Below are 10,851 nucleotides of genomic sequence, written 5' to 3'. Positions count from 1 at the left end.
ACGCGATCGGCGCGCCACCATGCGTAGCTACGCGATCGGCGCGCTACGCCTGCTGAACTTCACCGACATCGCCGAAGGCGCCCGCTGGGCACGCGACGACTTCCACAACCCGCTCATCGCCCTCGGTCTCACACGGCGAGAACTCCTTCGACCCTGGGGCTGTGGCTGTTGTTTCGTGTGGGAACCACGGCGATGACGGGGGATGACGGGGTCGGGCGGAGCCCGAGGGGAAATCAAAGGGCTGGGCGGGTGGGAGTTCTGCGGCAATCAATTGGGTGCCGTGTGGTGGTCGAGAGCCGTAGCGGGTGGGCAGGAAGACACTCCAGCCGGTCAACCCCTCAACACGCCCGACCCTACGCAGATCTGCCACAGCGAGAACATCAACTTCTTCGGCCTCGCCAACGTCGACGTCGAACTCGCCAAGCTCATCGGCGGTTCGCGGTCGCCACCCCCACCAGCGTCTACGAGTCCGGAATCTCGTTCACCCTGTGGCATCAGGGGCAAGGGGGCCTGCGGACTGGTCAAGAGGCAGATGCGTCGAGGAGTTCGATCTCGATGGCCAGGACGCCAAGGGCTTCCTTCTCCGGGCCGTAGATGTGGCGGATGTTGGTGAGCTGCAGGTCGCGAGGGCTGGTCGGGTCGACCCTCTGCGGGCCTTCGGCATCCAGCATCTCCTCGAAGCTGGTGTAGCGGGCGACGCGCTTCACCCTGGTGAGGGCGTCGTCGCGGCCGCACACGAACCGGATGTGGTTGCCGACGGCGAGGTTGCGGAGGTTGGGGTACTGGACGCGGACCTCGATCGTCTTGGTCCCGTTCGCGACCAGGTCAAAGTAGCGGCGGTAGAGGTTCATCTCGCGGGCGCGCGGCGCAACGTGGGCGGCGGGACGACTGGTCATCAGACGGTTAAGTTCCTGGGTGGTGTAGGAGCGATAGAAGTGCTTCGGGTCGGCGATCATCGTGCTGGCCAGCAAACCATCGCGTCGACGTAGTCGTCGAGGAACTATCCAGTTCCCCTCTTGAGGATCGGCTTGAACTCGGGGACCGAATTCAGTGGATCTTTCGGGGGGAGCGGAGTGCTGCGGAGTCGGACGCCCTGGTTGAGGCCGGGCTGGACGCTCTGGGCCGCACGGGCGGGGGTGGTCTCGCCGAGCCAGATCTTCTGAACCTGCTCGCCCAAGAGATCCGTGCCCGACGGCGAGCCGTAGCGCAGGTAGGCCGCGCCCAGATAGGTGGACGATTCGAGAGTCAAGCCTTCCGGGCGACGGCGACGGTCGCTACCCCAGCGGTGGGGAAGTGGCCTGCCTGGGCGAGTTTGAGGTCCGGCGCCGTCGGTCAGGTCCAGCGGGCGGCGGTGTCCGTTCAACGGCTGTCGAGATCGGCCGCCATCTCCCTATGAGCTCGGGCTGGCGTATTAGGCTGGAGAAGTTTTGGTGGGGAGTCTTGGGGCGGGAGGGTTTGTGGTTGAGGGTGTGTTGATTGATTGGGGTGGGGTTCTTACTACTGGGCTGCAGGAGGCGATTGATGAGTGGATTGTTGCTGATCGGATTGATGGGGCGCGGTATCGGGATGTGATGCGGGAGCTGATTCGGCATGCCTATGAGGGGGCGGCCGATGGGGAGAACACGATTCATGCGCTTGAGCGGGGGGAGATCTCCGCGGCGGAGTTTGAGCGGGGGCTCGCTACTCGGTTGCTTACCGTGGATGGGGTTCCGCCGTTGGCTGACGGGCTGTTGAGCCGGATGTTCGCGGGGTTCCGGCCGGTCGAATCGATGAACGAGATGTTGCGGCGGGCTCGTGCTGCGGGGGTGAAGACGTGCCTGGTGTCGAACTCGTGGGCCAATGACTATCCGCGGGATGACTGGGACGCGCTCTTCGATGCGGTGGTCATCTCCGGTGAAGTTCGCATGCGCAAGCCCGAGCCTCGAATCTTTCATCACGCACTCGGCCTGCTCGACCTCGCCCCCGACCAGTGTGTCTTCGTCGACGACATCGAAGCCAATGTCGTCGCTGCTCAATCCCTTGGCCTCCATGGGCTCCACCACCACACGCCCAGCGTCACGATCACCCAACTGGAAGCTCTCACCGGCCACCGTCTGGGGGATGGCATCGCCTAGGGGCACGTCCCCGTAGTGCTTTTGGGATGGGCGTGCCGGGATGGTTCTCGCGAGAACTCCTGCGGTGCTGGCACACTCGGGGGTGATCGGCGGCGTTCCAGGCCCTGGGGCGCGCCGGATCCGTGCGGAGCTCCCGGCATCAGAGCGTCCGTGGCCACACCTCAGCTCCGACCAGCTCAGACTCGACCCAGTTCAGACTCGACCAGCTCAGACTCGACCAGCTCAGACTCGACCCAGTTCAGACTCGACCCAGTTCAGACTCGATCAACTCCGACCACCCGACGACCTCAGATCCGACCAAATCAGACCGCGTCGGATCCGGCTAATCCAGCAGTTCAGATCACGTCACACCCGACCGCGTCGGATCCGGCTAGATCTGACCGTTTCGGATTCGACAGATTCGACCGCTTCAGATTCGACCACCTTGAGGACCTCATGCGTGTCTACCTGCCGTGCACGCTTCCGGCGCTGGCCCGCGCGGTGACCACCGGCGAACTCGGGCCGGCACCGCTGACCGGATTCGCGGTGACACCCGCACTGGTTGAGTGGTACGTCTCCGGGGACACCGAGGAACTCGAGTATGTCGCCCTGATGGAGGCCGCCCGCGCGTCCCTGCGCATGCTCGCCGCTGACAAGGCCGACGGTTTCGCGGCTCCCGCCCGTCGTGTGGTGGTAGCCGCCGAGGTGCCCGACGCGACAACTCTGGTGAGCCCGGACCTCGACGACCGCGGCCGTGTCCGCGTCCTGGAGTCGGTCCCCCTAGCGAAGCTGGCCTCGGTCCATATCGACGACCTTTCCGCCCAAGAGGACGTCACCGCCGCCATCATCGCGCTCCCGGCCGCCGACGAAGGCGACGACGACGCCCAGTTCACCGTCGACGGCGCCGACGCCCACGAACTCCTCTGGTACGCGACCCAGGAAATCCCCGACCTCCTGACCTAGCAGAACCGCCCGAACTCGCCTATTGCGGTGTCCGGAAACGTTCACCTGGGTGGAAGCTGCGAATCGCCGGGTCCGGTGAGCCAGCTTGACCCCGCCAAGGTTCGTGGTCACCGCACTCGATGATTGATGCCAATGGGCCAGTCTTGTTCGGGTGATCAGGTAGCGCCCGGGGTGGATGGTCTCAACCGCTCTGATGGGGCGGTTCCCAGACTGAGCAGTCGTGCGCGAAGAGCACTCGTCGTGGGTCGAAGTCGTTGAGCCGCTCCAGCCATCGTCGATAGGTGGGAAGCGGCTGGTCCAGACCTTGGAGGGCGGCATGGCGAGCCAGGTGATCAGACGCGAACTGGGATGCGAAGTCGTGTGCCTGCCCGGCGAGGACCACGGTGCCATCGCTCTGCCGGATCACCAGCGACTGGTGCCCATCGGTATGCCCGGGAGTGGGGATGATCCAGACTCCCGGCCAGACCTCGGCTTCGCCGGCGATCTCCTCGTAGGTCGCACCGGGGAAGTCCACGAGTTCGTCGATTGTGTAGCCGCCCTGGCGGGCGGTGGCCAACTCCACGGCCTGTACCAGGATTGGCTTGCCGCCAAGCAAGGGATTCCCTCCACAGTGGTCGAAGTGGAGGTGGCAGTTCACCACCAGGGAGACATCCGCGAGGGTGACTCCCGCAGCCGCGAGGGCGCCTTCAAGCGCCCTGCGTTGGGGTCGATAGTGGGCCTCGGTCTCGGGGTCGACGGCACCGACACCGGTGTCGAAGAGGATCAGTCCTTCATCGCGCCGCACCAAATAGGCGAGCACGGGTTCAACTCGCGGCTGCGGGCCTCCGGTCTCCGTCGCAGGTCGGACGAAGTATCCCAAGTCGAGTCGATGCACCGCCGTGTTGCTGCCCATCCGGTCATCCTGGCAGGCCGCTGTGTCCGTTCCCGGGCTGTCCGCCGACGGCGGACTCGGCCGACTCGCGGTGAAGAAAACTGACCCAAGTCGCCGCCGAGCCAGCAATCAACTGCACAGGTCAGACCACCCCCTCCCGCATCGAGAGGCCGATGGGCAAAGTCGCTGGGGTGTTCGTGCTGTGCTCAAGAGGTCAGGATGCCGGGGGCGGATGCCCGGGCGCGTGGTCGCTCGAGGGCGTGACTCCTGTACTCGGGGTGACCTCGTGTGCGGATCAGGGTGCCGAGCAGGTCGGGAGGTTCGTCGCCGTCGTCGGAGGTGCCGAAGAGCACGGCGATGTAGCCGAAATAGGTGATCATCGTGGCTGGTTCGCCCGCGACTGAGCTGAGAGTCCTTGGACACGACGTCGTGGTGGCGGTAGGCCTCGACGTCGGGGGTGACGTCGTGTATGCGCCCTATGGGACGCAAGTCGGGAGCATTGACGGGTGGCAAGTCGAGATATATCTTGACTTGTCTGGGTGGGCGGTTCGTTGTCGATCGGATGGATTGGGGTGTGGGGCAGGGTCCGTGGTGGCCTTGTTCCGGGGCTATGAGTGCATCTTCTGTGTCGCGGTCGCTGGGGCGGCGGGTTCGAGATCTGATCCTGGTCACGGGGTTGGTGACTGAGGTTCGAATGGTCGCGGGGAGGATGCTGGGGATTCGGGTGGAGGGGGAGGGGATTGGTGACCTTGCGTGGGTGGCCGGGCAGCAGGTTCGGGTTCTGGTCACAGATCCCTTGACGTTTCAGAATTGGCGGCGGCCTCGGGATTTCTTGCGGACCTATTCGGTCTGGAACCTCGATGGAGGGCTGGAGCTACGTGTCCTCGATCACGGGGACGGGCCGGGGGCGCGCTGGGCTCGGGGGTTGAAGGTGGGAGATGAGGTGACCTTCAACAAGCCGGAGGGGGCGTTTGTCGCGCAGAAAGCGGCATTTCACCTGTTCGTAGGAGAGGAAACCGCAGCAGTGGCGTTCGGGCCGATGATTCGTGGGCTGGATTCGAGCGCTTCGGTGTACGGGGTTGTTGAGGTCGCAGGGCCGGAGGATCGGCTTGAACTCGGGGACCGAATTCAGTGGATCTTTCGGGGGGAGCGGAGCGCCGCAGAGTCGGACGCCCTGGTTGAGGCCGTTCGAGAGCTAAGCCTTCCGGGCGACGGCGACGGCGACGGCGACGGCAGCGGCAGCGGTGGCGGCGACGGCAGCGACGGGCACGGCCACGGTGGCGGTGGCCACGGTGACGGCGACGGGCACGGTGGCGGCGACGGCCGCGGCTACGGCAGCGACGACGGCCACGGTGGCTATGACGGTGGTGGCGGCGAAGGCAAGAGCAAGGGCAGTGGTGGTGGGGTCGCGTATGTGGCGGGGGAGGCGAAGACGGTTCAGAGGGTTCGTGAGCATTTGGTGCGGGAGCGCGGGTGGTCGCGGCGGGCGGTGCTCACCAAACCGTTCTGGACGCCGGGGAAGATCGGGATGGAATAGTCGTGATGAGATGGCCCGGATCGGTGGGTGAAGAGGTGCCGATGGGGTGGGTGGCCTGGGGGTTGTCGGTGGGGTCGATTAAAGTTGGGGGACGATGACACACATTGTTTGGGACTGGAATGGGACGCTCTTCCACGACACGGACGCGGTCGTGGGGGCTACGAACGAGATCTTCCGGCCGTACGGAGTGGGGCCGTTTGATCTTGAGGGGTTTCGGGAGGTTTATACGCGGCCGATCTGGGTGGCGTATGAGCGCATCATCGGGCGACCGCTGGCCGAAGGCGAGTGGGAGAAGCTCGATCATGGGTTTCATGAGCACTATCACCGGCTGATGCTGGCGTGCCGGCTGGCCGAGGGCGCGACGGCGAGCCTGCGGGCCTGGGAGGACTCGGGGCGGACGCAGTCGCTGTTGTCGATGTGGGGGCACGATCGTCTGGTGCCGAAAGTGGGGGAGTTCGGGATCGATCACCACTTCACCCGCGTCGACGGGCTCCGGGCGGCTTCCGGTGGGCCGAAGGCGGAGCACATGGTGCTGCATCTCAAGGCGCTCGATCTCGATCCCAGCAAGGTCGTGGTGATCGGCGACAGCGTCGATGACGCACATGCGGCCGAGCATGTGGGGGCACGGGCAATCCTCTACACCGGCGGCATGACCCGCCGCTCGGAACTGCAGCGAGTAGGCGTGCCCGTGGTGGACTCCCTGTCGCAAGCACTAGACCTCATCTGAGGGATCCGGCTACCTGACCGACTCGGGTCGGGGCTGAAGGCCACTCCCCAGACGAGGCCTTCGTGGCCGCGCAGGATCGTGGGTTCGGTGTGGTCGGTGATCCCAGATCCGTACGGTGCCCGTCCTTTCCGCCGGTGGCGACGGCGCGGCCGTCGGGGCCTGAAGGCGGCGTAGCGGATCTGGAGCTTGTCGGGCGGGTTGGCGGGGACGATCTGCCCGGAAGAGGGCAATCCATCTGGCATCGGATGGGGTAAGCGGGGGGCGTTGGCCGTACGCTGGGCGGAGTTGAGTTCGTCCCCTCGGAGGTCGCCATTAACCGGCTCGTGCTCTGGAACGTCGATCTGACGCTGGTGGACGTCACGATCGTTGCTCGGGACGCGTACGCCGACGCGTTCCGGATGGTCACCGGGCGGCCGCTGGTGAAGCTGGCGGTGGCCATGGGGCGGCCCGACTCGGAGATCATCTTTGAGACCTTGGCGATCAACGGGATCCAGGTGGAGGACTACCACCTGCCCCGGTTCATCGACGCGCTGGCCGTGGCGTTCACGGACAAGCGGCGGCGGCTGGACAAGGAGGGCCGGGTGATGCCGGGGGCCAAGGACGCGCTGAAGGCGATCTCCCGGCTGGACGGGGTCGTGCAGTCGGTGCTGACCGGGACGATCAAGACCAATGCCGTGCACAAGCTGGCCGCCTTCGGGCTGAACAAGTGGGTGGACTTCGAGGTCGGTGGGTACGGCGAGGAGGTCTACCCCAAAGCCACGCTGCTCCAGGTCGCGCAGGGCCGGGCCAAGGACAAGTACGGCTTCCGCTTCGACGCCGGGAACACCGTCCTGATCGGGGATTCCACCCGCGACGTGCAGGCCGCCCAGATCGGCGGCGCCGCGATGATCGCCGTCGCCTCGGGCCGCTCCACTGAGGCCGAACTGGCCGAAGCCGGAGCCGACATCGTCCTCCCCGACCTCTCCAACGCCTCCGAAGTGGTCGCCGCCATCGCCCGCCTCACCAGCCCGGTCAACCGCAAAGCCAGCTGATCAAAGCTCGGACCGCAAGGCTGGCTGACCCACGCCCGGCCGACCGCAGGGCCAATTGACCCGCGGTCCAGCCGGCCGCGAGGTCCGATCAAGGCTTGAGACGCCATCCTGTTTGCCTCGTTCCAACCTGTCGCCTCACTATTAGGGCGATATATCGCTACAAAGCCCGGTTGCGTGGAGGTACGGATGCGTTTCCAGGTGCTCGGGCCGCTTGAGGCGTTCACCGCGGACGGTCACCCGATCGCGCTCGGACCCCGGCGGCAGCGGGCGGTGGTGGCCCGCCTGCTGCTCGCGGGTGGCCGCGTGGTCCCGGCCGATCGCCTGGTCGAGGATCTCTGGAGCGACTCGATCTCCTCGGGCGCCTCCGGCCTGCTCCAGTCGAACATCTCGCTCCTGCGCCGGGTCCTCGAACCCGATCGTCCGCCGCGCGCCCCCGCGAAGGTCCTTGTCAGCGCCGCCCCCGGCTACGCCCTGCGCATCCAGCCCGGCGACCTCGACTCCTGGCTGTTCGAACAGGAAGTACGGCAGGCCGAGGAGTCCGGCCTGGCCCGTGCCCCCGGCCAGGCCGTCACCCTGCTGGATCGCGCGCTCGCTCGCTGGCAGGGTCCCGCGTACTCGGAGGTGGCGGCCGAGGAGTGGGCCGGACCGGAGGTCGTACGCCTGGATGAGTTGCGGGCGCACGCCCGGCAGTTGCGCGCGATGGGCCTGCTGGCGTCGGGCCGGGCGGCCGCGGCCGCCGCCGAGCTGGAGGTGCTGGTCGCCGAGTCGCCGCTGCGGGAGGAGTCGTGGCGGCTGCTTGCGCTGGCGCTCTACCGATCCGGCCGCCAGGGCGACGCGTTGTCGGTGCTGCGCCGGGCTAGGGACGTCCTGGTCGCGGAGCTCGGGGTGGATCCAGGTCCGCGCCTGCGCGAGACCGAGGTCGCGGTCCTGGCGCAGGATCCCGCCCTCGACCACGCGGCGATGTTGTTCGGCCAGGCGGAGGGCCGGGGGTTGGCGAATCTCGCCGACAGCGACATAGGCGGCATCGCGCGAGCGACGGAACCGAGCGAGCACGTCGGCCAGCCTCAGCGCAGGCCGGACATTTCACGTTCCCGGATGAAAAATCCCGGCATAGATGATCCAAGATCAGTCCCCCGGCTGATCGGCCGGGACGGTGAGCTCGGCACACTCCTCGACGCCGCCCAGATGATCGCCTCATCCGGTAGCCGTGGCGCCGCCCTGATCTCCGGAGAGCCGGGGATCGGAAAGAGCGCCCTGGTCAGCGTGCTCGCGGCGGAACTGGAAGCCCGCGGCTGGCTGGTTTCCTGGGGCCGCTGCCCCGAGGCGGAGGGTTCGCCGGCGCTCTGGCCGTGGGCCCAGGTCATGACCACCCTCGACCCCCTCGTGCCGCGCAGCCGCGAGGAGTGGGAGGTGCTCCGGCTGGGCGCGTCCACCACCCAGTTCCACGTGCATCGGGCCCTGTCCGGATATCTGGCCAGGGTGGCGGAGACCCGCCCGCTGCTGGTGGTGCTGGAGGACTTGAACCGCGCGGACGAGGCCACGCTCGCCGCGCTGCGGGATCTCGCCGCCGACCGGCAACCGGCTGCGGTCTTCGTGGCCGGCACCTACCGGTCCGCCGAGATGAGCGAGGAGCTGGCCGAGACGTGTTCCACCCTGGCCAGGCAGGAGGCGACGCGCATCGACCTGGCGGGTCTGGCCGCCGCCGACGTGGCCGTTCTGGTGCGGCTGACCTGCGCTGAGGTCGACGCCGAGGACCGCGCCGACGACCGTTCTGTGGCCGCCATCGCGGCGCGCGCCGACGGGAACCCGTTCTACGCCAGGGAGACCGCCCGGCTGCTGGCCAGCGAGGGCGTGCTGGTCGCCACCAGCGAGGTTCCGGCCGGTGCCGCCGATGTGATCAGGCGCCGGGTGGCCCGGCTGCCCGCCGTCGCCAGGAACGTGCTGCGCACGTTCGCCGCGCTCGGCCGCGAGGGCGAGGTCTCCGTGCTGGTACGGGCCGAGCAACACCAGGCCGACGAGGTCTACGACGCCCTGGAGATCGCGGTCGTCACCGGCTTGCTGGAGGAACCCGCTCCGGGCCGGGTGCGTTTCGCGCACGCTCTGGTCATGGACACCATCTACGGTGACCTGCCGAAACTCCGGCGGGCCCGGCTGCACTTCAGGATCGCCGAGGCGATGGAGGAGCTGCGCCCTGCCGACGTCGGTGCGCTGGCCCATCATTTCGCGGAGGCCGCCACGCTGGGGTGCGCGGACCAGGCGGTGCGGTATTGCCGGGCGGCAGCCGTACAGGCGGAGCAGCGGTTCGCGTTCCGGTCGGCGGTGGCGCTGTGGGCGCGGGCGCTGGCCGTGCATCTGCTGGATCCGCGCGGGGATCGGCGGGTACGCGCTGAGTTGCTGCGCGAGCGGGCCAGGGCCGAGCAGCTGGCGGGGTTGTCGCAGTCGGCGCGGGAGTCGCGGGCGGAGGCGATCCGGGCCGCGGAGGTGACGGGGGATCGGGCGCTCACGGCGGCGGCGATCACCGCCATTGACACCCCGATGATGTGGAACAACCGCACCCACGGGCAGACGGACGTGGCCCACGTGGAACTGATCCGCCGCACTCTGGCCGGGTTGCCGGATGGGGAGAGCGAGTTGCGCGCCCGGCTGCTGGCGACGCTGGCGCTGGAGGCGGCGATCTGGCACGACCCGGTGGGCGCGTCCGCCGCGGCCGAGGAGGCGGTCGCGCTGGCCAGGGGTCTTGGCGACGCCTCCGTGCTGGCGGTCGCGCTCAACGCCCGGTACTACGTCAACCGGGTTCCCGGGCAGTACGACCTGGTGCTGGAGATCGGCGCCGAGCTCATGGAGTTGGGTCGGCGGGAGCGACTGCCTGGCGTGGAGGCGCTCGGCCTGCTGTCCAGCAGTTCGGCGCTGCTGGCGCGGGCGGACGTCGATGGGGCGTCGGCGCTGGTCGAGGCGGCACGGGAGCTCGCGGGGCGGTACGACTTACGTGAGGCCGCCGCCCTCGCCGGCCTGGCCACCGCCGCCATCCAGCGGATGCAGGGGGACGAGGCCGAAGCGGTCCGGGGCTTCGCGAAGGTCGCGGCAGACGCCACCGAAGCTGAAATGTGGGACATATACGGCACGATGACTGTCGTCCGTGTTATCCATCTGTATCAGCAGGGACGCCTGGCCGAGGCTGATCCGGAGATCCAGCAGCTGGCCGACGGCTATCCCGATGCCGCGCGGCCACTCCTCGCGGTCCGCGCGGCGATGGACGGCCGCCCGGAGGCCGTGGAACTGCTGCGCGAGGAACCCGCCTTCGACTACCTCTGGCTGCTCATGCAGGCGTTCCGCGCCGACGCCGCCGTCATCCTGGGGGTTCGGGACGTTGCCGAGCAGATCTACGCACAGCTGTCGCCCTACCGGGACTGCATCTGCGGCGGCGAGACCATATCCATGATCCTCGGGCCCGTCGCCGAATGTATGGCCCGGCTCGCCGTCCTGCTCGGCAAGGACCCGGCCGACGACTGGCGGCAGGCCCTCAAGGTCGCACAACGCGCGCGAGCACCCCGTTGGGAGGCCCGCGCCCGTGCCGCTCTCCAGGAGAATTAACCGGCGGTCATGACACGGTGGTTCTCCCACCCACCCAG

The 10,851-nt window shown here is 67.9% G+C and carries 11 protein-coding genes; 7 read left to right on the top strand and 4 right to left on the bottom strand.

What is annotated here, in order from left to right; genetic code table 11:
- Positions 1 to 196: hypothetical protein (locus Amac_RS52815; RefSeq protein WP_218041806.1), on the top strand; the 196-nt coding region annotated here is incomplete at its 5' end.
- A gap of 325 nt (positions 197 to 521) precedes the next feature.
- On the opposite strand, the gene Amac_RS52810 is transcribed toward Amac_RS52815, so the two are convergent.
- Together Amac_RS52810 and Amac_RS52805 are read right to left on the bottom strand one after the other, a co-directional pair.
- Positions 522 to 956: an ASCH domain-containing protein gene (locus Amac_RS52810; RefSeq protein ID WP_246269259.1), complete on the bottom strand. Its 435-nt coding sequence runs from the start codon at positions 954 to 956 to the stop codon at positions 522 to 524.
- Positions 957 to 1,000: 44 nt separating this feature from the next.
- Positions 1,001 to 1,249, bottom strand: coding sequence for a hypothetical protein (locus tag Amac_RS52805; RefSeq protein WP_155361977.1), 249 nt, complete (start codon positions 1,247 to 1,249; stop codon positions 1,001 to 1,003).
- A gap of 208 nt (positions 1,250 to 1,457) precedes the next feature.
- Here Amac_RS52805 and Amac_RS52800 point away from each other — a divergent pair, with 208 nt between their 5' ends.
- On the top strand, positions 1,458 to 2,114 hold the full coding sequence (locus Amac_RS52800; RefSeq protein WP_155361976.1) for an HAD family hydrolase: 657 nt from the start codon (positions 1,458 to 1,460) through the stop codon (positions 2,112 to 2,114).
- Positions 2,115 to 2,549: 435 nt separating this feature from the next.
- Entirely contained in the window at positions 2,550 to 3,056 is a 507-nt protein-coding gene (locus Amac_RS52795) for a DUF6912 family protein (protein ID WP_155348273.1), read from the top strand.
- A gap of 181 nt (positions 3,057 to 3,237) precedes the next feature.
- Here the strand turns inward: Amac_RS52795 and Amac_RS52790 are convergent, their stop codons facing one another.
- The gene (locus Amac_RS52790; RefSeq protein WP_155361975.1) at positions 3,238 to 3,948 is read right to left on the bottom strand and encodes an MBL fold metallo-hydrolase; all 711 of its coding nucleotides are present in this window, start codon (positions 3,946 to 3,948) and stop codon (positions 3,238 to 3,240) included.
- 185 nt (positions 3,949 to 4,133) lie between these two features.
- Entirely contained in the window at positions 4,134 to 4,307 is a 174-nt protein-coding gene (locus tag Amac_RS52785) for a hypothetical protein (RefSeq protein ID WP_155361974.1), read from the bottom strand.
- A gap of 245 nt (positions 4,308 to 4,552) precedes the next feature.
- On the opposite strand from Amac_RS52785, the gene Amac_RS54370 reads away from it, so the two are divergent.
- From Amac_RS54370 to Amac_RS52765, 4 genes are all read left to right on the top strand, one after another.
- Positions 4,553 to 5,464, top strand: a complete 912-nt coding sequence (locus Amac_RS54370) for a siderophore-interacting protein (protein ID WP_170323106.1) — start codon at positions 4,553 to 4,555, stop codon at positions 5,462 to 5,464.
- 94 nt (positions 5,465 to 5,558) lie between these two features.
- The gene (locus Amac_RS52775) at positions 5,559 to 6,191 is read left to right on the top strand and encodes an HAD family hydrolase (protein ID WP_155361973.1); all 633 of its coding nucleotides are present in this window, start codon (positions 5,559 to 5,561) and stop codon (positions 6,189 to 6,191) included.
- Between the two features lie 323 nt (positions 6,192 to 6,514).
- A complete protein-coding gene (locus Amac_RS52770) occupies positions 6,515 to 7,222 on the top strand; it encodes an HAD family hydrolase (protein WP_246269258.1) in 708 nt (235 codons plus the stop codon).
- A 186-nt stretch (positions 7,223 to 7,408) separates the two neighbouring features.
- Complete coding sequence (locus Amac_RS52765; RefSeq protein WP_155361971.1) at positions 7,409 to 10,813, top strand: ATP-binding protein; 3,405 nt, start codon at positions 7,409 to 7,411, stop codon at positions 10,811 to 10,813.
- The last annotated feature ends 38 nt before the right edge of the window (positions 10,814 to 10,851 follow it).

The organism is Acrocarpospora macrocephala (assembly GCF_009687865.1).
Taxonomy (GTDB): domain Bacteria; phylum Actinomycetota; class Actinomycetes; order Streptosporangiales; family Streptosporangiaceae; genus Acrocarpospora; species Acrocarpospora macrocephala.
The sequence above is the reverse complement of the archived record's forward strand: the minus strand, read 5'-3'. Positions and strand labels throughout refer to the sequence as shown.